The sequence below is a fragment of the Curtobacterium sp. P97 genome (assembly GCF_023712445.1).
Taxonomy (GTDB): Bacteria; Actinomycetota; Actinomycetes; order Actinomycetales; family Microbacteriaceae; genus Curtobacterium.
The window spans coordinates 293,931-316,627 of sequence record NZ_JAMAYF010000003.1; the positions used below are offsets into that span (position 1 = coordinate 293,931).

The 22,697-nt window shown below is 72.5% G+C and carries 15 protein-coding genes and 1 tRNA gene; 3 read left to right on the forward strand and 13 right to left on the reverse strand.

Translation table 11 applies throughout. The features are described 5' to 3' along the window. Positions 1-324: 324 nt before the first annotated feature. A complete protein-coding gene (gene ilvA / locus M3677_RS04770) occupies positions 325-1,584 on the reverse strand; it encodes a threonine ammonia-lyase (protein ID WP_251159904.1) in 1,260 nt (419 codons plus the stop codon). A gap of 65 nt (positions 1,585-1,649) precedes the next feature. Continuing rightward, on the reverse strand, positions 1,650-2,888 hold the full coding sequence (locus tag M3677_RS04775; RefSeq protein ID WP_066652641.1) for an AI-2E family transporter: 1,239 nt from the start codon (positions 2,886-2,888) through the stop codon (positions 1,650-1,652). 93 nt (positions 2,889-2,981) lie between these two features. On the opposite strand from M3677_RS04775, the gene M3677_RS04780 reads away from it, so the two are divergent. Continuing rightward, positions 2,982-4,244 carry a winged helix-turn-helix domain-containing protein gene (locus M3677_RS04780; protein ID WP_251159905.1) on the forward strand — a complete coding sequence of 421 codons (1,263 nt, stop codon included), beginning with the start codon at positions 2,982-2,984 and terminating at the stop codon, positions 4,242-4,244. Positions 4,245-4,554: 310 nt separating this feature from the next. Here the strand turns inward: M3677_RS04780 and M3677_RS04785 are convergent, their stop codons facing one another. Both M3677_RS04785 and M3677_RS04790 read right to left on the reverse strand, forming a co-directional pair. Next, on the reverse strand, positions 4,555-5,457 hold the full coding sequence (locus M3677_RS04785; protein WP_251159906.1) for a M48 family metalloprotease: 903 nt from the start codon (positions 5,455-5,457) through the stop codon (positions 4,555-4,557). A 23-nt stretch (positions 5,458-5,480) separates the two neighbouring features. Then, on the reverse strand, positions 5,481-6,062 hold the full coding sequence (locus M3677_RS04790; protein ID WP_066652615.1) for a LemA family protein: 582 nt from the start codon (positions 6,060-6,062) through the stop codon (positions 5,481-5,483). Between the two features lie 237 nt (positions 6,063-6,299). Between M3677_RS04790 and M3677_RS04795 the strand changes: the two genes are divergently transcribed. Further along, positions 6,300-8,681 (forward strand): Ig-like domain-containing protein, encoded by a 2,382-nt coding sequence (locus M3677_RS04795; RefSeq protein WP_251159907.1) that lies wholly within the window; start codon positions 6,300-6,302, stop codon positions 8,679-8,681. Between the two features lie 390 nt (positions 8,682-9,071). On the opposite strand, the gene M3677_RS04800 is transcribed toward M3677_RS04795, so the two are convergent. From M3677_RS04800 to M3677_RS04835, 8 genes are all read right to left on the reverse strand, one after another. Then, positions 9,072-10,400, reverse strand: coding sequence for a threonine/serine exporter family protein (locus tag M3677_RS04800; protein WP_081984684.1), 1,329 nt, complete (start codon positions 10,398-10,400; stop codon positions 9,072-9,074). A gap of 222 nt (positions 10,401-10,622) precedes the next feature. Next, positions 10,623-10,696 (reverse strand) — tRNA-Leu (locus M3677_RS04805). 76 nt (positions 10,697-10,772) lie between these two features. Beyond that, positions 10,773-12,248: an NAD(P)/FAD-dependent oxidoreductase gene (locus M3677_RS04810; RefSeq protein WP_066652606.1), complete on the reverse strand. Its 1,476-nt coding sequence runs from the start codon at positions 12,246-12,248 to the stop codon at positions 10,773-10,775. Positions 12,249-12,295: 47 nt separating this feature from the next. Continuing rightward, a complete protein-coding gene (locus M3677_RS04815; protein WP_066652599.1) occupies positions 12,296-12,844 on the reverse strand; it encodes a DUF501 domain-containing protein in 549 nt (182 codons plus the stop codon). A 68-nt stretch (positions 12,845-12,912) separates the two neighbouring features. Then, positions 12,913-13,470 (reverse strand): septum formation initiator family protein, encoded by a 558-nt coding sequence (locus tag M3677_RS04820; RefSeq protein WP_066652590.1) that lies wholly within the window; start codon positions 13,468-13,470, stop codon positions 12,913-12,915. 375 nt (positions 13,471-13,845) lie between these two features. Beyond that, positions 13,846-15,129 (reverse strand): phosphopyruvate hydratase, encoded by a 1,284-nt coding sequence (gene eno, locus M3677_RS04825; RefSeq protein ID WP_251154681.1) that lies wholly within the window; start codon positions 15,127-15,129, stop codon positions 13,846-13,848. A 98-nt stretch (positions 15,130-15,227) separates the two neighbouring features. Then, complete coding sequence (hisS, locus tag M3677_RS04830; RefSeq protein WP_251159908.1) at positions 15,228-16,472, reverse strand: histidine--tRNA ligase; 1,245 nt, start codon at positions 16,470-16,472, stop codon at positions 15,228-15,230. 324 nt (positions 16,473-16,796) lie between these two features. Continuing rightward, the gene (locus M3677_RS04835) at positions 16,797-17,495 is read right to left on the reverse strand and encodes a MazG family protein (RefSeq protein WP_251159909.1); all 699 of its coding nucleotides are present in this window, start codon (positions 17,493-17,495) and stop codon (positions 16,797-16,799) included. A gap of 103 nt (positions 17,496-17,598) precedes the next feature. Between M3677_RS04835 and nhaA the strand changes: the two genes are divergently transcribed. Then, the gene (nhaA, locus tag M3677_RS04840) at positions 17,599-18,777 is read left to right on the forward strand and encodes a Na+/H+ antiporter NhaA (RefSeq protein WP_251159910.1); all 1,179 of its coding nucleotides are present in this window, start codon (positions 17,599-17,601) and stop codon (positions 18,775-18,777) included. A gap of 254 nt (positions 18,778-19,031) precedes the next feature. Here nhaA and mfd read toward each other — a convergent pair whose 3' ends face one another. After that, positions 19,032-22,643 carry a transcription-repair coupling factor gene (gene mfd / locus M3677_RS04845; protein ID WP_251159911.1) on the reverse strand — a complete coding sequence of 1,204 codons (3,612 nt, stop codon included), beginning with the start codon at positions 22,641-22,643 and terminating at the stop codon, positions 19,032-19,034. Between the last annotated feature and the right edge of the window lie 54 nt (positions 22,644-22,697).

Sequence of the window (22,697 nt, forward strand, 5' to 3'; positions counted from 1 at the left end):
GCCCGGCGCGACGGCCGGGGCGGGCGGCGCAGAGCGCGCGGCGGGCCAGCAGGCGGCGCGACGTGCCAGTGCACAACGAGGAGCAGCTCGCACCACGGAACCACGTGGCGCGAGCTGCTCTTCGTTGTGCAGGGGCCGACTGGGCTCTCGGCGCCGGTCAGTGCGCGACCACGTCGCGGAGCGAGGGCAGGATCACCGTGAGGGTCATGACGGGAGCTCCACGCGCCTCCCGGCCGTCCGCGGTGTCGCTCACGCGACCCTGAGGCCTGCGCGGCCGTCCCGTGCGCACCGCTGACACCGACGCGTGCAGCCAGCGCGGCGGGGTCAGTTCTCGAGCAGCTCCGGGCGGAAGCCGACCTCGTGCAGGCGCTGGATGACCTCCTGCGCGTGCTCGGGACCGCGTGCCTCGATCGACAGGTCCAGGGCCACCTCGTTGATCACCAGGCCCTGCCCGTGCCGGGTGTGCAGTACCTCGACCACGTTGGCGCCGGCGTCCGAGATGACCTGGGCGACGCGGGCGAGCTGCCCGGGGCGGTCGGGCAGCATGATCCGGATGCCGATGTAGCGCGACGCCGCGACGAGACCGCGGGTGATGATCCGCTCCATCATGAGCGGGTCGATGTTCCCACCGCTCAGCAGCACGACGGTGCGGCCGGTGTCGCGGACGGCGCCCGACATGATCGCCGCGACGCCGACGGCGCCGGCGGCCTCGACCACGAGCTTCGCGCGCTCGAGCAGCACCAGCAGGGCACGGGCGGTGTCGTCGTCCGAGACGGTCACGATCTCGTCGACCAGGTCGCGGATGATCGGGAAGTTCAGGTCGCCCGGTCGGGCGACCGCGATGCCGTCCGAGATCGTCGGCTTCGTCGTGATCGTCACCGGTGCTCCCGCGGTGATCGACGACGGGTACGCCGCGGCGTTCTCCGCCTGCACGCCGATCACCCGGATCGGACGACCGAGGCGCTCGGACATGCCCTTCACCGCGAGCGCGATGCCGGAGATGACCCCGCCGCCACCGATCGGCACGACCACCGTGTCGACGTCGGGCACCTGGTCGATGATCTCGAGGCCCAGCGTGCCCTGGCCCGCGATGACGTCCGGGTGGTCGAAGGGCGGGATGAACACCGCACCGGTGTGGGCGGCGAAGTCCTTCGCGGCGCTCAGCGCTTCCTCCACCGAGTGACCCCGCAGCACGACCTCGGCGCCGTAGTGCCGCGTCGCCTGGAGCTTCGGCAGCGCGACGCCCACCGGGGTGAAGATCGTGGCCGGGATGCCGAGCTCACGAGCGGCGAGGGCGACTCCCTGCGCGTGGTTGCCGGCGCTCGCGGCGACGACGCCCGCCGCTCGCTGCTCGGTGCTGAGGGCGGCGAGTCGGTTGTAGGCACCGCGCACCTTGTACGCGCCCGTGCGCTGCAGGTTCTCGCACTTCAGGTGCACCGGCGAGCCGAGCAGCTCCGCGAGGAACTGCGACGTCTCCATCGGCGTGACGCGTGCGACGCCCGCGATGGTCTGCCGAGCGGCCTCGATGTCCGCCAGCGTCGGGAACGCGTCGGTCTGCTGCTGGGGCGCGGAGGTGTCGGTCACGGACCCATCATCGTCCGTCGGAGCCGTCACGGCGAACTCGTGACGGTCCGTCGGTGAACGCCCGCTCAGCCCGCGGTCCCCTTCGCGGCGGTGGGCTGTTCGTCGCTGCCCGGGGCCGGGACGCCGTCGGGGTGGCGCTTCCGCCAGCGACGGCGCTTCTTCGCCTCGACGCTCGCGTGGTGGTCGCGCTGCTTCGCCTCGAGCACGTGGTCGGAGTCGAGCCCCTTCCACCGGCCGCTCGCGATCGTCGTCACCATCGAGTTCACGGTCGCGATCAGCGGCACCGCGAAGAAGGCTCCGGCGATGCCGGCCAGCCCGGACGCCGCGGTGACGCCGAGGACGACGGCGAGCGGGTGCACCTTGACCGCGCTGCCCATGACGAGCGGCTGCAGGATGTGCCCCTCGACCTGCTGCACGACGAGGATCACGCCGAGCATGACGAGCGCCGCGACCCAGCCGTTGAAGATCAGGGCGATGAAGACGGCGAGGAAGCCCGTGACGATGGCGCCGACGACCGGGATGAACGCGCCGAGGAACACGAACACGGCGATCGGGATGACGAGCGGCAGCTGCAGCGCGGCGGCACCGATGCCGATGCCGACGGCGTCGACGAACGCGACGAAGATCTGCACGCGGATGAAGCTCGTCAGGGTGGTCCACCCGGCGACCCCGGCGCCGTCGATCGCGGCGCGGGCGTTCTTCGGGAACAGCCGGACGGTCCAGCGCCACACGTTCTTGCCGTCGATGAGCAGGAAGATCACCGTGAAGATGACCACGAACAAGCCGGTGAGCAGGTGCGTCAGCGACGATCCCGCGCTCGCGACCCCGGACAGGATCGAGCCGGAGTTGCTCGACAGCCAGTCGGTCGCCTGGTTGAGGTAGTTGTTGAGGTCGGACTGGCTGATGCCCAGACCGGAGCTGAGGACGAACTCGCGGATGTTGTCGTACTGCGAGAGCGTCCGGTCGCGGAGCGAGGGGTAGGCCGCCGCGATCTGGTCGACGACGAGCCAGATGAGTCCGCCGACGGCCGCGAGGCCACCGACGAGGCTGACCACGACGGCGATCCACTTCGGCACGTGGTGGCGCTGCATCCAGTTCGACAGCGGCACGAGCAGGGCGGCGACGACGATCCCGATGAGGAACGGGATGAGCACCTCGCTGAACAGCGTCACGAGGTAGATGAAGACCGCGACCACGCCGACGACCACCAGCACGCGCCACGACCACGCGCCCGCGATCCGCATGCCCGTCGGCACGACCTGTTCGACGACGGGATCCGGATGCGTCTTCTTTCCCCAGGCCATGCGGTGAGTGTACCGACGCGTGCCGGTGTGTGTTCCAGATGCGGCATACGTCGGCGCGACCCCGGTGTCGGCGCCGATCGGTAGCGTCGTGCCATGGTCCGGTCCACGCTCTCCGCCGCCGAGGCCCGCCGCGTCACGCTGGCGGCCCAGGGCTTCGGCGCACCCCCGCGCGACGCGGTGGGCACCCGCACCCTGACCAGCACGATCGGCCGGCTCGGGTTGCTGCAGATCGACTCGGTCAACGTCTTCGAACGCAGCCACTACCTGCCCCTCTTCGCCCGCCTCGGTCCCTACGACCGGGCAACGTTGGACCGGCTCACCATGCGGCGCTCCGGCCCCTACGCGGAGTACTGGGCGCACGAGGCGGCGTTCCTGCCGCGGACGGACCTCCCGCTCTTCCGGTGGCGGATGGACGCGTACCGCGAACGCGACGCCCGACCGAACCGGATCGCCGGCGTGGAACGGACCGCGAGCGTCCGCCGGGAGCTCCGCGCACTGCTCGCCGCCGAGGGGCCCCTGCCCGCCAGCGCGGTCGAGCACGAGGCGAACGTCCGACGCGGGCCGTGGTGGGGGTGGAGCGACGTGAAGGCGGGGCTCGAGCAGATGTTCCGCTGGGGCGAGGTCGTGAGCGCCGGACGCGCCGGGTTCGAGCGTGTCTACGCCCTGCCCGACCAGGTGCTGCCGGTGGGGACGCTCGAGGCCGCGCCCGACCGCCACACGGCCGTCACGGAGCTGGTCCGGCGTGCCGCGCGCGCGTCCGGCGTCGGGACCCGCGCGGACCTCGCCGACTACTTCCGCCTGCGTGCGGACGACACCGCCGCCGCGATCACGGACCTCGAGGAGCGCGGCGAACTCGTACCGGTGCGGGTGGCGGGCTGGCGGGACCGTGCCTGGCTGCACGTCGACGCCAGGGTCCCACGCCACGTCGCCGCCGACGCGGTGCTCAGCCCGTTCGACCCCGTCGTGTGGTTCCGGCGTCGCGCGGAGCGCATGTACGACTTCCACTACCGCATCGAGATCTACACGCCGGCACCGAAGCGTGTGTACGGCTACTACGTGCTGCCCGTGCTGCAGGACGACCGGCTGACCGGACGCGTCGACCTGAAGAGCGATCGGCAGCGCGGCGTGCTCCGGGTCCGGACTGCCTGGCAGGAGCCCGGCGAACACCTCGACGCGGAGCGCCTCGCCGAGACGCTGCGGCGGGCGGCGGCGTGGCAGGGCCTCGACGGCGTCGAGGTCACGGATCGCGGCACCGCCGCGGGTGCGGTGGCCGCGGCGCTCGGGGTCACGCTCGTCCCGCACGAGGCGGCGGACGACGCCGATGCTCCGGCTCCCGAGGACGACACGGTCGTGTGACCAGCGGCCGGGAGGCACGGCGCCCGTCCGCCCCGCCCGTCCGGCTCGGGTCGTGGCCCCGTCACCCGCCGCTCCGTCGCGCCGGTCGTGCACGGCCCGCGAGACGCCGCCGTGTCGTGGCGACGCCGCGTCGTCGCCGAGACGCCGCTACGTCGTCGAGACGCCGCAGCGTCGTCGAGACGCCGCATCGTCGTCGAGGCGCCGCGGATTCCGAGGGCGTCTCGCCGGCACGAGTCCGTCTCGTGTGGACACCGGCGTCTCGGCGCCGGCATCGCAGCGACGGCGACGGCGGTGACGGCGGCAGCGCCCGTCAGAACCGGTCGAGGCTCCCCCGGAGTCGCGCGACCCGGTCGGGCAGCGGCGGGTGCGTGGAGAACAACCGGTCCATCACGCCCGGTCGCATCGGGTCCGCGATCCACAGGTGCGCCATCGAGGAGTTCTGCGACCGGGTCGGTCGGCCGTACGCCTGGAGCTTCTCCAGCGCACGGGCGAGTCCCTCGGGGTACCGCGTGGTCATCGCCCCCGTGGCGTCGGCGAGGTACTCCCGCTGCCGCGAGACGGCCGCCTGCACCGCCGCGGCCGCGATCGGGGCGACGAGCACGGCCACGATCCCCGCGACGAGGACGATCGGGTTGCCACCTCCACCCCCGGAGTCGCTGTTCCGCCCGCGCCCGCTCAGCCCGCTGAAGATCGAGATGCGCAGGAGCACGTCCGCCAGGAACCCGACCGCGACGACCAGGCCGAACACCATGGTCGAGACGCGGATGTCGTAGTTCTTGACGTGACCGAGCTCGTGGGCCATGACGCCCTGCAGCTCGCTGTCGTCCATGATCGCGAGCAACCCGGTCGTCGCCGCGACGATCGCGTGCTCCGGGTCCCGTCCGGTGGCGAAGGCGTTCGGTGCCGGATCCTCGATGACGAACACCCGCGGCATCGGCATGCCGTTCGTGATCGCCAGGTTCTCGACCGTCCGCCAGAGCCGCGGCTCCGTGTTCCGGTCGATCTCGACGCCGCCGGCGATGGCCGTCGCCTGCCGCCCGGCCAGGAAGTACTGGAGCACCGCGTACCCGAGCGCGACGAGCAGCACGATGACGCCCACGGAGACGTTGCCCGCGAGGTAGCCGCCCAGGAACCCGAGCGCCCCGACGATGAGCAGGAAGACCAGGATGATGACGACGGTGTTGCGCTTGTTCCGCGCGATGGCGCTGTACACGGGTCAGGCCGCCCCGGTCGGCGTCAGAACTGGACGCGCGGCGGTTCGGCGATCGCCGCGGGCTCGGCCGTCTCGAAGAACGTCGCCTCGCTGAAGCCCTTGCTCTTCGCGAAGGTCGAGTTGGGGAAGACCCGGATCTTCGTGTTCAGCTCGCGCACGCCACCGTTGTAGAAGCGCCGGGCGGACTGGATCTTGTCCTCGGTGTCGACGAGTTCCGACTGCAGCTGCAGGAAGTTCTGGCTCGACTGCAGCTGGGGGTAGCCCTCCGCGACGGCGAACACACCCTTCAGGGCCTTCTGCATGTGCCCCTCGGCCACCGAGGCGCTCGAGGCGTCCGATGCGCCGAGGGTCTCGGCGCGGGCGCGCGTCACCGACTCGAACACGGACTTCTCGTGCGCGGCGTACCCCTTCACCGTCTCGACGATGGTGGGGATGAGGTCCGCGCGGCGCTTCAGCTGCACCGTGATGTCGCTCCACGCCTCGTCCACGCGCAGCTTCAGCGTGACGAGCGAGTTGTAGGTCACCCAGAGGTAGATCCCGACCACGACGAGCAGGACCACCACCACTCCGACGACGATCAGCGTCGTGACGAGTCCGGTGTCCATCTGGGCGTACTCCTTTGCGCTTCGGGTCCGGCGCAGTGGGACCGCGGCCGGTGCGTGGCCGTGGGACGACCGTCCACGAGTGTACCGAGGCGCACCGGCACGACCCGTTCGCGCAGTCTGGTTCACGGGGGATTCCCGAGTGGCGCACACCCACCGTCCGGGGACCCCCAGCCGGGGATCGGTCCCGGGACACATCATCCGGGTGGTGGATTGACCCGAGCCCGATGATCGCGTGTGATGGAGACGGTGGACAGGCTCGGGGACAACGCGCAGGAGGGGACCGTCGGGGGCGGCGGTCCCGTCGGTCGACCCCGATCGCGCGTCGGGCTGCTGGCCGCGGCGCTGGTGACGGTGCTCGCCACCGGGACGGTCCTGCTCGGCGCACAGCCCGCCGCAGCCGCGCCCGCGACGACGTCCGCGACCGCGATGACCACGACGTCCACGACGTCCACGACGTCCACCACCCACACCGCGACGCAGCAGGACGACGACGCGGCCCGGACCGCCTCCCCGACGCCCTTCCCCCAGTTCGGCACCCTGCCACCGGACACCGGTTCCCCGGCACCCTCGCCGACGGACCGCCCCGCCGTCCGCCCGAGCATCGCCGACCCCGGCGACGTCACGACCGCCACCGTCCGGCTGCACGGTGCCGGCACCCCCGGGCACCGGCTGCGCGTCACCGGACCGGCGGCCACGGGCTCGAGCGGCTGCACGACGACCGTGGCCACCGACGGGTCCTGGTCGTGCATCGCCACCGTCCACTCGGGTCCGCAGCAGGTCTTCACGGTCGCCGACGAGACCGACGCCGCGCTCGGGTCGTCCCGTGCTCCGGCCTCGGACGTCGTCGTCCCGCCGGCCGTCATGACCGACGGTCCCACCTCGGGTCCCGTGTCCGGCACCGGCCTGCCCGGAGCGACCGTCGCCGTGTCGGTCTCCGGCACCCCGACCGACCGCACCGCGCGGGTGGACGCCGGCGGTCGCTGGACCGTCGCGCTGCCCGGCAGCGCGCGCGACGGGCGCATCACGGTCTCCGCGGCGCAGACCGCGAGCACCGCGAACGGCTTCCGCTCGGACCTGCGGAGCGCCCCCTCGGCCCCGCGGACGGTGGTCGTGGACCGGACCGCCCCGGCAGCACCGGTCGTCACCACGCCGGAGTCCGACGAGCGCGTCCGCTCCCAGCCGTTCACCGTGCGCGGCACCGGTGAGCCCGGCGCCGTCCTCACCGTGTACGTCGACCGCTCGCCGGTGTGCCGCTCCGACGTCGGTGCCGACGGCCGGTGGGCGTGCACGACGACGGGCGCGACCGCACCCGCCGGGACCCGGGTGCTGAGCGCGATGCAGCAGGACGCCGCGGGCAACTCCTCACCGTCGTCGTCCGGGGTCCGCGTCGTGCTGAGCGACGCGACCGCAGCGCCGAGCGCCGGGCCGAGCGCGAGTGCCTCCGGGGCCCCGGGCGGGCAGACGTCGTCGTCCGGCACGCCGGGGACGACGCCGGACCACACGTCCGGTGCGACGGACGGCACCGGGACCCCGACCGACACCGGCACGAGCGGCGGCGGGTCGACCGGGACGGCCGGGGGCAGCGGCACGGCAGGCGCCGGGGGCAGCACCAGCGGGGTGCCCGACTGGTCCGGCCCCGCGGGCGACTGGACCGCCGACACCGCCTACGACCGCGGCGTCCCGACGATCCAGGCCTCGTTCTCGTGGGGCACCGTCCTGCTCGCCACCGGCGTCGCCGCCGGGTTCCTCGTGCTCGTCGCCGTGCCGCTCGCGGTGGTCGGCGCCGCGGCCCGGGGTCGCCTGCGCAACCCGTTCGCCGCGCTGCTCGGCCGCAACCGCTCGCGCACGGAGCGACGACTCGGGGACGAGGTCCTGCCCACCTGGGCCGCGGCGGCCGTCGGCGTCGGGATCGTGGTCGTCACGACGCTCCTCGGTGTCGGCGTCGCGCTCGAGGCCCGCTACGTCCGGCTCGCGCTCGCGGTGCTGCTCGGTTCGGCGGTCACCACCGGGGTCGTCGTCCTGGCCACCCGCTGGGCGGCCGGCAAGGACCGCGCCGCCGTCGGTTTCCGCGTCTCCCCCTGGCTCGTGCTCGCCGCCGTGCTGGGCTGCGCCCTGACCCGCGTCACGGACCTCTCCCCCGCCCTGGTCGTCGGGGCCGTCCTCGTCCCGGTCGGCCGCCCCGGCGCCGACACCGCCGCCCTGCGACTGGGCTCGAGCCTCGCCCGCGGGGTCCGGAGCGCCACGGCCCGCTCGGCCGCGCTGCTCGGCGTCGCCACCGTCGGCTGGGTCCTGCACTCGCTGGTGCACGGGTCGGGCTTCTGGACGACGCTGACGGCCGAGTTCGCCACCACGCTCTGCGTCGGCGCGGTCGGGGCACTCGTCGTGTCGCTGCTGCCGTTGCCCGGGTCGACGGGTGCGGTGCTCGTCGCCGGGGCGCGTGCGCGCTGGGTCGGCCTCACCGCCGCTGGGGTCGCGCTGGCGGCGGTGACGGCGGGCGCGGGAGCTCCCGCTGTCCCCTCACCGACCGAGACCGCGGTGGCGTCCGCCCTGTGCGCCGCCGCCGTCGCCTGCTGCTGGGTCTGGTTGCGTGGCTCGCGCACCGCCGCACAGCACCGCTGACCGGTCCGTCCACGGGACGGGAGGCGCCGGGCTCGCCCGCCACGCCCCTCCCGGCCCGCCACCCACCGGACGGGAGGCGCCGCGCCCGCTGGCCACGCCCCTCCCGGCCCGCCACCCACCGGACAGGAGGCGCCGCGCCCGCCCGCCACGCCCCTCCCGGTCCGCCACCCACCGGACGGGAGGCGCCGCGCCCGCTGGCCACGCCCCTCCCGGCCCGCCACCCACCGGACGGGAGACGCCGCGCCCGCCCGCCACGCGCCTCCTGGCCCGCCACCCACCGGACGGGAGGCGCTGGGCTCGCCCGCCACGCCCCTCCCGGCCCGCACCGGTCGGACGAGAGGCGCGTGACGGGGCGGCTGCGCGCCTCCCGACCGCCGCGAGCCCCAGGTCTCAGGCCACGCGGTGCGGGGCGTTCCGCCGGAACAGACCGGGCAGCAGGCCTCCGATCTTCGTCCCGATGCACAGGCTGACGAACGTGGCCAGGGGCGTGCCGAGCGCGACGGGGTCGAACGTGGTCACCGCGACGAGTCCCACGGTGCCGGGAACGAGCAGCAGGAACGCGGGGAAGAACGACACCGTCGCCGGGATCACCGGGACCACACGCTCGAGCAACCGCGTCGCGACGAACAGCAGCGCGGCCGCAGCTCCGGTCGCGACCACGCTGCCCCACACCGGCGTCGTCCCGCTCACGACCGCGTACGCGCTGATCATGACGGCGACGGACACGACGGTGAGCCGCCAGCCGGAGCGGAACACGAGCCCGAGGCCGACGGCGAGGCCCGCCACCGCCACCCAGGACACCCAGTAGGACGGCACGGCCTCCCAACCACCGCGGAGCGTGCCGACGCCGGCGACCTCGCCGACGAGGGCCGCCGACGACGGGTCGACGCGCAGGCCGGTGAGGGCGCTCCCCGCGGCGATACCGGCGGCCATGAAGCCGAGCGTGATGAGCCCCTGCACCAGGCGCGAGGCTCCGGTCACGATGTCGGCGGCCGTCAGCTCGAGCAGCGCGTTCGTGATCAGCGCGCCGGGCACGAAGACCGCGACGGGCGCACACACCGCGAACAGGGGCACGTGGTCGAACCCGGTGCCGGCGGCGACGAGGCCGACGACGCTCGTCGACATGAACGCGGCCAGGAACGGGATGATCGCGACGGCCTCGCGGAAGCGGCGGAGCACCAGGCTGAGCACACCGACCAGGGCACCGACGACGAGCGCGAGCACGATCGCCCACCACGGGCAGCGGAACACGACGGCCAGTCCGACCGAGGTGAGGGCGTTCCCGGTGATCCACGGCAGCGCCGGCGGCGGCACGGTACCGGTCCGGATGGCGCGCACGCGGGCGGGGATCTCGGCGAGGGCGATGGACCCGCGTTCCAGGCCGAGCACGAGGCGGTTCGCCCGCGCTGCCTGACGCGACGAGAGCTCGACGCCCTCGGCGTTCACGATGGTGGCGGCGCCGGTGGCGACCTCGCTGACCATGACGAGTGCGGGCAGGACGCCGACGGCGAGCGTCGGTCCGACCCCGGCAGCGTCGCGGGCCTTCTCGAGCGCGGAGCGGACGTCGGTGACGGAGCTGCCGGCGTCGAGCAGCAGGGCGCCGAGGGTCCCGAGCAGCATCCCGGTGGGGACCGTCTCGCCGTCGACGACCTCGACGTGCGCCTCGGGTCGGTTGAGCGCGTTGCGCAGGTTCGCGAGAGCGCTTCCGAGTCCGACCACGGACGTCGATGCTACTGCGCGGCGGGGGTCTGTGCGGGCGGGGCGTCTGTGCGGGCGGGGCGCTCGCACGAGACTCGGCTGTGCGGACACGTTCGCGACGGCCGATCCGCGAAACTGTCCGCGGAGCCGAGACTCGCCCGCCGTCGCCGTCGCCGTCGCCGGCGGCGCGGCCAGCGCGGCGGCGCGGCCGGCGGCGCTGCCGACGGCGCGCCAAATCTCGCGTACCCCCGGTGGGACTCGAACCCACAACTCGGCGATTTTAAGTCGCATGCCTCTACCGATTGGGCCACGGGGGCGGGCCGCAACAGCCTACCGACGCGACGACGGCCGTCGCCCCACGTGGGGCGACGGCCGTCGGTGCTGGTGCTGGTGCTACTTGGCGTCCGCCGGGGCTGCGACGGGCGCAGCGTCCTTCGAGACGTCCTCGGCCGGGGTGGCGTACGCGGGGCCGGCGGCGTCGGCCGGCTGACCCTCCGCCGGAGCCGGGGCAGCGACGGCCTTGGGCTCCTCGGCTGCAGCGGGCTTCGGGCGCGACGCGAAGGCCTCGAACGCGGCACGCGGGGTCTCACGGTCGTCGAGCGACGCGATGTCACGGCCCAGGAAGAAGCCGCCGACCCAGTCGCCGATGACGCGCCACTTGCGCTCCCACGACGGCATCGCCAGGCCGTGGTACCCGCGGTGGGCGCCCCAGGCCAGGAAGCCCTTCATGGCGAACTTGCCGGACTGGAACACACCCGTGCCGAGACCCAGGCCCGCGACGGCACCGAGGTTCTCGTGCTTGTAGTCCGTCGTCGCCTCGCCGCGGACGACCGCGACCAGGTTCTTCGCGAGCTGCTTCGCCTGACGCACGGCGTGCTGGGCGTTCGGCACGCAGAAGCCGCCGACACCGCCACCGGTCAGGTCCGGCACGGCCGCGACGTCACCGCAGGCCCACGCGTCGGCGATCACGCCGTTGTCGTCGACCACGCGGAGGTCGGGCTGCACGCGGATGCGACCGCGCTGCTCGAGCGGGAAGTCGGTGCCCTTGACCATCGGGTTCGCCATGACGCCGGCGGTCCAGATGATGAGGTCGGACTCGATGGTCTCGATCGACTCGTCCTTGGCCTTGAGCTGGCACACGCCGCCCTCGGCCGAGGCCAGCTGGGTCTCGAGGTGCACCGTCGCGCCGCGGGACGCGAGGTTCTCGAGCACCCAGTGCGAGGTCTCGAGCGACACCTCGGGCATGATGCGGCCCATCGCCTCGACCAGGTGGAAGTGCGTGTCGTCGAAGGACAGCTGCGGGAAGCTCTTCAGCAGGTCGGACGCGAAGGAGCGGAGCTCGGCGAACACCTCGATGCCGGCGAAGCCACCGCCGACCACGACGACGGTGAGCAGTCGGTCGCGCTCGGGACCGGCCGGCAGGTTCGCCGCCTTGTGGAAGTTCGTGAGGATCTTGTCGCGGATCGCCGCGGCCTCCTCGATGGTCTTCAGGCCGATGGCCTCGTCCGCGACGCCCGGGATCGGGAAGGTGCGCGAGACGGCACCGGCGGTCATGACGATCTGGTCGTAGGACTCCTCCCACGCCTCGCCCTCGGCCGGGGTGATCGTCGCGGTCTTCGTGGCGTGGTCGACCTTCGTGACCTTCGCCGTGACGACACGGGTCTTCTTCAGGTGACGACGGTGCGACACGATCGCGTGACGCGGCTCGATCGAGCCGGCGGCGACCTCGGGCAGGAACGGCTGGTACGTCATGTACGGCAGCGGGTCCACCATGGTGACCTCGGCTTCACCCTGACGCAGGTGCTTCTCGAGCTTCCAGGCGGTGTAGAAACCGGCGTAGCCGCCGCCGACGACGAGGATCTTGGGCACGGGGGATGATCTCCTTGGAGTGGGGTGGTTGCTTGCCGGGAGGCTGGTCAGTCTTCGCCGCCACCCGCCCCGACTCCAGCGTCTGCGATGCCATCATACGCCCGGCACTCACAGCGGGAGGGCGACCAGTCCACGCGCTCGAGCGCGAGGTCGCCGATGGGGTTGACGCCGGGTCCGGCAGCGAGGGCGTGGCCGACGAGCGCGTGCAGGCACTTCACACGGGTGGGCATGCCGCCCGCGCTGATGCCGTCGATCTCGTCGACGTGCTCGATCGACTCGCGGTCCGCCAGGTAGGACTCGTGGGCCGCGCGGTACTGCGCCGCGACGGTCTCGTCCTCGAGCAGGGCGGCGAGCTCGGGCATGACGTGGTTCGCCTCGAGCGTGCTCACGGCCGCGGTGGCGGCGGGGTGGCACAGGTAGTAGAACGTCGGGAACGGGGTGCCGTTCGCGAGTCGGGGCTTCGTCGACACGACGGTGGGGTTGCCGCAGGCGCACCGTGCAGCGATCCCGACGACGTCGCGGGCCGGTCGCCCGAGCTGCGCCGAGACGACCTGGATGTCGCGGTCGGACGGCGGATCGAAGGGAGGGGTCGTCACGGGCACGTGAGCCTACCCGAGTCCTGGTCGCCGTCCCACTCCGTGACGCCGCGGCGCCCCCGGCTGCCCTACTTGCTGTCGCTCGTCGCGGCGCCGGTCGGGTCTCCGGTGCCGGAGACGTCGGGCGCCACGAGCTGCTCAGTGGTCTTCTCGGTCAGTCCTGACTGCAGCACGCTGGAGAGCATTGCCTGCACCCAGTCGACCTTCGGCGTCTGCACCGTCGAGCTGACCGGGCTGCCGGAGTCGGTCTCGGCCCGGTCCGACCCCTTCGCCTGCTCCGCACCCATCACGAGGTAGCTCTCCTCGCCCGGGTACACGTAGAGCAGCCGGTCGCGTGCCTGGGCCTCGATGTAGGCCGGGTCGTCCCACCGCGCGACGTCCTGCTTCTTCTGCGCGACGTCGGCCTTCTGCGCTGCGACCTCGCGCTGCTGCTGCGCGATCTGCTCCTGCTGCTGGATGAGCGTCCGCAGCGAGGGGGCGAGCACGACGACGAACAGCACGATGATCGCGAGCATGAGGAGGCTGAAGCCGGAGAACCGGATGGACCGGTACCAGGGCTGCTCGTGCGCACCGGACTCCGGCACGGCCACGGGGATGCGGCGGACGCGGGGCTTCTGGCTGGGCACGGCTCGACGATAACCCGGCACGGCACGGTCACGTGACCCGGCACGCGGACCGTCGTGCGTCGCTCGGCACCCTCCCAGCGGCCGGGAGGCGCGGCGCACGGCCGCCACGCGCCTCCCGTCCGCCACCCACCGCCGAGCGTCCACCGCTGAGCCAGCTGGCCGTCGAACGGGCAGGACGTGCCGCTCGCGTCCGCCGAGTGGGCGAGATCCGTCGGACTGCTGCGCCGGACGTCGCAGATGTTGCCCGCTCGAGGGCGAGAGCAGACCGATTCGAGGGCGAGGGCGGATCAGTTCGACGGCGACGAGAGCGCCCGGAGACGGCGAGACGCCGCCCTCCCGGAGGAGGACGGCGTCTCGTGGTGGTGCGGGTGCGACCTAGAGCGCAGCGGCGCGGGGGAACGCGGTGCGGCCGGCGTAGACGGCGGCATCGCCCAGCTCCTCCTCGATGCGGAGCAGCTGGTTGTACTTCGCGACGCGGTCTGAGCGGGCCGGGGCACCGGTCTTGATCTGGCCACCGTCGACGGCCACCGCGATGTCGGCGATGGTGGTGTCCTCGGTCTCGCCCGAGCGGTGCGACAGGATCGCGGTCATGCCGTGGCGGTGCGCCAGGGAGACGGCGTCGAGGGTCTCGGTCAGCGTGCCGATCTGGTTCACCTTGACCAGGATCGAGTTGCCGGCCTGCTCGTCGATGCCCCGCTGCAGACGCTTCGGGTTCGTGACGTACAGGTCGTCGCCGACGAGCTGCAGCTTCGAGCCGAGCTCGGCGGTGAGGTGCTTCCAGCCCTCCCAGTCGTCCTCGGCCAGGGCGTCCTCGATGGTGACGAGCGGGTAGTTCGCGACGAGGTCCGAGAAGTACCCGGTGAACTCCTCGCTCGAGAGCTGCTTGCCCTCGAACGCGTACTTGCCGTCGTGGAAGAACTCGGTCGCGGCGACGTCGAGGCCGAGCGCGATGTCCTTGCCCGGGGTGAAGCCGGCCTTCTCGATCGCGGCGAGCAGGAAGTCGAGCGCAGCACGGTTCGAGGCGAGCTCGGGGGCGAAGCCGCCCTCGTCGCCGAGGCCGGTCGCGAGACCCTGCTTCTTCAGCTCACCCTTGAGGGCGTGGTAGGTCTCGACGCCCCAGCGCAGGGCCTCCGAGAAGCTCTCGGCGCCGTAGGGCACGAGGAAGAACTCCTGGATGTCGACGTTGGTGTCGGCGTGCGCGCCACCGTTGACGACGTTCATGAGCGGGACGGGCAGCGTGTGCGCGTTCGGGCCACCGAGGTAGCGGAACAGCGGCAGGTCGGCCGAGTCGGCGGCGGCACGGGCGACGGCGAGCGAGGCGCCGAGGACCGCGTTGGCGCCCAGGCGGGACTTGTTCTCGGTGCCGTCGAGCTCGATGAGCGCGGCGTCGACGAGGCGCTGGTCGGTGGCGTCGAAGCCCTCGAGCGCCGGGCCGATCTCGTCGAGGACGGCGTCGACGGCCTTCAGGACGCCCTTGCCGCCGTAGCGGTTCGCGTCGCCGTCGCGGAGTTCGTACGCCTCGAACGCACCGGTGGAGGCACCGGACGGGACGAGCGCGCGCGAGACCACGCCGTCGTCGAGGAGGACCTCGACCTCGACCGTCGGGTTGCCTCGGGAATCGAGGACTTCGCGTGCGCCTACGGCATCGATCTGGGCCACGGGGTACTCCCTACGAGTTCGGTTGTGGTGGACAGCGGGTCGATCCTACCGAGGCGCGGTGGACGCCTCGCCGCGGATGACGTCGGGTGTGGAGGAGTTCACGCCAGCGGGCGGAACTCGACACCTTCCAGGGTCTCCGTGTCGGCCCGCACACCGGCGAAGGCCGCGAAGCCCTGCTCGGCGAGGCTCGCGAGCAGGTTCTTGGTGTTCTTCGGCCGCCGCTCGAGCCGGACGCGACGGTGCGACGCGAGGGCCTCGGTCTTGAGCGCCGCGAGGCGGACCGGGTCGACGTCCTTGTCGTACAGGAGCACGACGGCGTCCGACTCGGCCGACTCCGGCAGCGTGACGAGGTCGACGAGCCGCTCGAACCCGAGCGAGAACCCGACTGCGGGCACGTCCTGCCCGAGGAAGCGTCCGATCATGCCGTCGTAGCGACCGCCGCCGCCGAGGCTGTAGCCGAAGTCGGGGTGGGCGACCTCGAAGATCGTGCCCGTGTAGTAGCCCATGCCGCGCACGAGTGTCGGGTCGAAGCGCAGGTCCACGCCCGGCAGGGCCCGGCGGAGGCGGAGCAGGTCCGCGAACGCCTCGGCATCGAGCCACGGCGCCCCCTCGACGGACGCCCAGTCCGCGGCCTCGAGCGCACGGATCGTGTCCTCGAGGCCCGGCAGGTCGGCGCCGATCGTCGCGCGGAGCTCGGCGGCCACCCCGTCCGCACCGATCTTGTCGAGCTTGTCGACCGTGATCAGCGCCCGGTCCGCGGCGTCCGGGTCGGTGATCCCCCACGAGGCGAGCAGCGCGAGCAGGATGCGACGGTCGTTGATCCGGATGGTGGTGTCCGCGATGCCGAGCGCGTCGAGCGCGGCGGTGGTCGCGCGGATGAGCTCGATCTCCGCGAGCTGCCCCGGCTCGCCGAGGATGTCGATGTCGCACTGGACGAACTGCCGGTAGCGCCCCTTCTGCGGACGCTCGGCACGCCACACGGGTGCGATCTGCACGGCACGGAACACCGAGGGCAGCTCGGCGCGGTGCGAGGCGTAGAAGCGGGCGAGCGGGACCGTCAGGTCGAAGCGCAGCCCGAGGTCCGCGAGGTCGAGCGGCGCATCCGCCTTCTGGAGGTCCTCGGTGGTGAGCCCTCGGCGCATCACCGCGAACGCGAGCTTCTCGTTGTCGCCGCCCAGCCCCGAGTGCAGGCGTGCGGCGTCCTCGACGACCGGGGTCTCGATCTCGTCGAACCCGTGTCGCGCGTACACGTCCCGGACCACCCCGAGGACGTGCTCGCGACGGGCCTTGTCCGCCGGGAGGAAGTCACGCATGCCACGGGGAGCCGTCACGGTCGTCGCCATGCCGCCAATCCTGCCAGAACCAGGGCACGACCTTGCGCCGCATCCGGTCCACTGATACTCTGGATGCAGAACCTCGGTCTGGCGGCCTCCTGATCCGGCCACCAGATCGTTCGCGGGGCCGGTGTGCTGCAACGGTGCCCCGCGGTTCGAGCGGGCGTCCCTGTCGTCGTGTCCCCCTGGCACGTCGTGGCCCGCTCGCGGGCACCCTCCTTTTTCGGGTTGGGAGGGTGCCCGCTCTCTCGTCTGCCCGTCCGGCACTCCTCCGCGCGCTCCGAACAGGAGGCGCAGCCCACTCACCCGCACGCTCCGAACAGGAGGCGCAGCTCACTCCCCGACGCGCGCGCCGGCCTCGAGCCGGCTCACCGCGTCCCGCAGGCTGGCGACGACGTCGATGCCCGCCTCGCGCGCCGCGGCGACCTCGGCGAGCATGCGCGCGCCCCACCGCTCGTCCACAGCGTTCGCACCCGCCGACCCGACCGTGCCCACGTCCGCCGACCCGTCTGTCTTCCCGATCTCCCGCCCCGATGCGCGCACGGCGGCGGCGACGACCGTGGCGGCGTCGCCACGCTCCTCCAGGCGTTCGAGCAGCTTCACGGCTCGCTCCAGCGGCGGCATCGCCCTCGGGACCCCGTCGAGGACGCTCGTGCGCGACGCCTTCTCGGCCGACTTCGCCGCCCGCCACACCCGGACGACCTCCGCCTCCGTGTCCGCCCGTTCGGCACCGAACACGTGCGGGTGCCGACGGACCATCTTGTCGCGCGCACCGGCGGCGACGTCCTCGAGGTCGAACCGGCCCTGCGCTGCAGCCAGTCCGGCGTGCAACACGACCTGGTAGAGCACGTCACCGAGTTCCTCGCGGAGGTCGTCGTCGTCGCCGGAGTCGATGGCGTCGACGAGTTCGTACGACTCCTCCACGGCGTACCGCGCGAGCGATGCGTGGGTCTGTGCACGGTTCCACACGCAACCGCCGTCGGGGGCGAGCAGGCGGTCGACGACTTCGACGAGGTCCGTGACGGCGGTCATGGCGTCATGCTCGCACGCAGGCCGCTCCGGTAGGCTCACCTCTGGTGTGTCGGGAAGTCTGGTCGACGGTTTCGTACCCGTACCCGCACACCGTCGGAGATCCATGTCGGCACTCGTCCGCTCCCCCCGTTTCAGCGCGATCGCGCTCCTGACCGCCGCCGTGCTCGGCCTCCTCGTGGCGAACTCGCCGCTCGGACCGGGCCTCGAACGAGCCCTCGACGCGCACTCGCCGTGGGGAGCGGTCGGTCTCGACCTGTCCGTGTCGCACTGGATCAGCGACGGCCTGCTCGCGGTCTTCTTCCTGCTGGTCGCGATCGAGTTGAAGCAGGAGCTGCTCGACGGGGAACTCTCGAACCCGAAGACGGCCGTCATCCCGGCGATCGCCGCGGTCGGCGGCGTGCTCGTGCCGGCCGGGATCTTCCTCCTGGTGACCTCGGGCACGCCCTACCAGCACGGGTGGCCCATCCCGACCGCGACGGACATCGCGTTCGCGCTCGGGGTCCTGGCGATGTTCGGTCGAGGGCTGCCCTCCACGCTCCGCGTCTTCCTGCTCGCGCTCGCGGTGCTCGACGACCTCATCGCGATCGTCATCATCGCCGTCGTCTTCGCGCACGGCACCGACTTCCTCGCGCTCGGCGGTGCGGTCGTCGCCCTCGCCGTCTTCGCGGTGCTCGGTCGGCTGCTGCGTCCGGGCCGCACCGGCCGCGTGTGGATCATCGCCGCGATGGTGCTGGTCGGCCTCGTGACGTGGTGGCTCGTGTACCACTCGGGCGTGCACGCGACCATCGCCGGCGTCGCGCTCGGTCTCGTCCTGCCCCGCCGTCCGGGACACACGCTGCACGAGAACGTCGAGCCGTGGTCGAACGCCGTCGTCCTGCCGGTGTTCGCCTTCGCATCGGCGGCGGTCGTGATCCCGAGCGTCGGCATCGGCGAGCTCTCTCCCACGTTCTGGGCCGTCGTCCTCGCGCTCCCGGTCGGCAAGGTCATCGGCATCACGCTGTTCGGTGCCGTCGCGACGCGCATCTTCCGCGCCCCCGGTCGATCGACGCTCTCGTTCTGGTCGATCGTGACGGTCGGCGTGCTCGGCGGGATCGGCTTCACGGTCTCGCTGCTCATGAACGAGCTGGCGTTCGCCCGGAACGAGGAGATCCTCGACGAGGGCGTCCTCGCCGTGCTCGTCGGGTCCGGCATCGCGATCCTCGCGTCCGCCGTCGTCGTCAGCCTGCGCGCCCGCCGCTACCGCGCGCGACGCGAGCTCTCCGAGGCCGAGGCCACCGAGTAGCGCACCGAGCGGCCGCTGCGCTGCGACACGTCCGCGGTCGGACGACCGCGGACGTGTCGCAGCAGGCGCATCGTACGACTCCGCACGGGTCGATCGACACGTGCGATGTCGGACGACGGCCACCCGACGGCCTGGAGGCGCGGTACCGGCTGGCACCGCGCCTCCAGGCCACGTCGGGTCGCGCCTCCGAGCCGCGTCGGGCCGCGCCTCCAAGCCGCGTCGAGCCACGCCTCCAGGCCGCGCCCGGCCGCGTGTCAGGACGCGGGCGCCTCCGCGGGGGCCTTGGACGCGCCGTAGACGGCCGTCAGGATGCTCTCCACCCACTCGATGAGCCCGTCGTCGGGCAGCGTCTCGCCGTGCGGCTTCGGCAGCGGGATGCTCGCGGCGTCCTGCTGCGGGAACCAGCGCGCGCCGGGGAACATGCGCTTCAGCCGGACCTGGGCCGAGTCGGCGAGCTCCTTGCCCGCGATCCGCAGGTTCGACCCCATCACGACGACGTCGGACAGGCCGACCTGCTGCGCCATGCGCCGCAGGCGCGACACCTCGACCAGGGTGAGCACCGGCTGCGGCGGCTGGCCGTAGCGGTCGGTGAGCTCGTCGAGCACCATGTCGATCGCCTCGGGCTGCGCAGCCGGAGCCGATGCGGCCGACAGCTTCTGGTACGCCTCGAGCCGGAGCCGCTCGGACTCGACGTAGTCCTCGGGGATGTGCGCGTCGACCGGGATCTCGAGCCGGAGCTCGGTCTGCCCCTCGGCGACGTCTCCCCTGAACTGGGACACGGCCTCGCCGATCATCCGCAGGTAGAGGTCGAACCCGACCCCCGCGATGTGCCCGGACTGCTCACCACCGAGCAGGTTGCCGGCACCCCGGATCTCGAGGTCCTTCATGGCCACCTGCATACCGGCGCCGAGTTCGTTGTTCGCGGCGATGGTCTCGAGACGGTCCTGCGCGGTCTCGGAGAGCGGCTTGTCGGCGTCGTAGAGGAAGTACGCGTACCCGCGCTCACGCCCGCGGCCGACGCGACCTCGGAGCTGGTGGAGCTGGGACAGCCCGTACTTGTCGGCCTTGTCGATGATCAGCGTGTTCGCGTTGGCGATGTCCAAGCCCGTCTCGACGATGGTCGTCGACACGAGCACGTCGAACTTGCGCTCCCAGAAGTCGACCATGACCTGCTCGAGGGTGCCCTCGGACATCTGCCCGTGGGCGACCTGGATCCGGGCCTCGGGGATGATCTCGGCCAGGTGCGACGCCACCGACTGGATGTCCTTCACGCGGTTGTGCACGTAGAAGACCTGGCCCTCGCGCAGGAGCTCGCGGCGGATCGCGGCGGCGACCTGCAGGTCGGACTGCGGCCCGACGAAGGTCAGGATGGGGTGGCGGTCCTCCGGCGGGGTCGCGAGCGTCGACATCTCCCGGATGCCGGTGACGGCCATCTCGAGCGACCGCGGGATCGGGGTCGCGGACATCGCGAGCACGTCGACGTTGGTCTTGAGCTTCTTGAGCTGGTCCTTGTGCTCGACGCCGAACCGCTGCTCCTCGTCGATGATGACGAGCCCCACGTCCTTGAACGCGATGTTCTGCGACAGGATGCGGTGTGTGCCGATCACGATGTCGACGGTGCCGTCGGCGAGGCCGGCGATCGTCTCCTTCGACTCCTTCTCGGTCTGGAAGCGACTGAGTGCGCGGAGGTGCACGGGGAAGCCCGCGAAGCGCTCCTGGAACGTCTCCATGTGCTGACGCACCAGCAGCGTCGTCGGGACGAGCACGGCGACCTGCTTGCCGTCCTGCACGGCCTTGAACGCCGCGCGGATCGCGACCTCGGTCTTGCCGTAGCCGACGTCGCCGGAGAGCAGGCGGTCCATCGGGATCGGGCTCTCCATGTCGCGCTTGATCTCGTCGATGGTGGTGAGCTGGTCGGCGGTCTCGGCGAACGGGAAGGCCTCCTCCAGCTCACGCTGCCACGGGGTGTCCGGACCGAACGCGTGCCCCTTCGAGGCCATGCGCGCCGAGTACAGCTTCACGAGGTCGACGGCGATGTCGCGGACGGCCTTGCGCGCCTTCGACTTCGCTGCGGACCAGTCCGAGCCGCCCATCTTGGACAGGGTGGGGTTCTCGCCGCCGACGTACCGGGAGAGCTGGTCGAGCTGGTCGGTCGGGACGAAGAGCTTGTCGCCCGGGTAGTTCCGCTTCGACGGGGCGTACTCGAGCACGAGGTACTCGCGCTGCGTCTTCACGGCGTTGCGACCGCCGGAGCTGACCTCGCGCGAGACGAGCTCGACGAACTTGCCGATGCCGTGGGTGTTGTGCACGACGACGTCGCCCGGCTTCAGCTGCAGCGGGTCGACGACGTTCTTGCGGCGGGCGGCGAGCTTCTTGACGGTGCGGGCGCCCTGCTGGACGCTGCGGCCGTAGAACTCGGCTTCGCTCAGGACGGCGATCCGCGGGTCGGGGGTCGCGAAGCCGGCCTCGACGGTGGCGGTGGTGACGATCGCGACGCCCGGCTCGGGCGGCGCGGTGAGGTCCTCGGCACGAGCCGCGACACCCGCGTCCGCGAGCACCTGCACCGCGCGCTCGACGAGCCCCTTGCCCTGCGCCGTCACGACGACGCCCCACCCGTCGTCGACGAGCTGCTTGACGTGCTCGACGGCACCGTCCGCGCTGCCCGCGAAGCTCGGGATCGACTCCGCTCGGACGCGGATGTACTCACCGGCCTCGGCAGCGGCCTCGGCGTCGGTGAGCACGCGCTCGCGGTCACCCTCGTCGAGCCCCGAGTCGAACGGCGTGACCGTCCACCAGGTGCGCTGGCCGCGGGTGTTCTTGAGCTGCTGCACGGACAGGAAGTTGCCCGCGTCGAGGTCGATGGGTGCCTGTGCGCCCGCGACCGCGGCACTCCACGCGGCCTGCAGGAACTCGGTGTTCGTCTCGGCCAGGCTGTGCGCGCGACCGGCGACCCGCTCGGGCGAGAGGACCGCGACCGTGGCGGTCTCGGGCAGGTAGGTGGTGATCGGCACGAGGTCCTGCACGAGCGCCGGCGCGAGGGACTCCATGCCCTCGACCGGGATCCCCTCGGCGATCTTCGCGAGCATCTGCGACAGGTTCGGGAACTCGTGCAGCATCTCGCGTGCCCGCTGGCGCACGTCGTCGCTGAGCAGGAGCTCGCGCGAGGCGGTGAGCTCGACCGAGCCGAGGTCGTCGTCGGTGGTGCGCTGGTCGGCGACCGAGAACGCCTTGATCGCCTCGATCTCGTCGCCGAAGAAGTCGACGCGCACCGGGTGGTCGGCACCGGGCGGGAAGACGTCGAGGATGCCACCGCGCACCGCGAACTCACCGCGGCGGGTGACGAGGTCGACCCGGGCGTAGGCCAGGTCGACGAGCTGCGACGCGATGGCCGCGAGGTCGTTGCCGCGTGAACCCGTCGCGAGTGCGACCGGGGCGAGCGACGTCAGGTTGCCCGCGATGGGCTGCAGTGCGGCGCGGACGCTCGCGACCACGACGATCGTGCGGCGGTCGGCCGGATCGGCGTCCTGCCACGCGGCGAGCTTGCGGAGCGTCGCGATGCGGGTGCCGACCGTCTGGGCGCTCGGGCTGAGGCGCTCGTGCGGCAGGGTCTCCCACGCGGGGAACTCGAGGACCTCGGCGTCGGGGACCGTGCACGTGAAGGCGCCGCGCACCGCCTCGGCCTCGCGCCCGGTGGCGGTGACGACGAAGAGGCACTGGGGACCGTTGCGCTCGGCGAGCAGCGCGCCGAGCAACGGGACCCGGAGGCCGTCGACGACGGAGAAGTCCGCGTCACGCCCGGCAGCGCGGAGGACGCGATCGAACGCGGAGGCGCGCGAGAGCGCAGGGATGATGCCCGAGATCGTCACTCAGACGATGGTACCGGCGGCGTCCGACACCCGGCCCGGCGTGCGCGGGCGGCG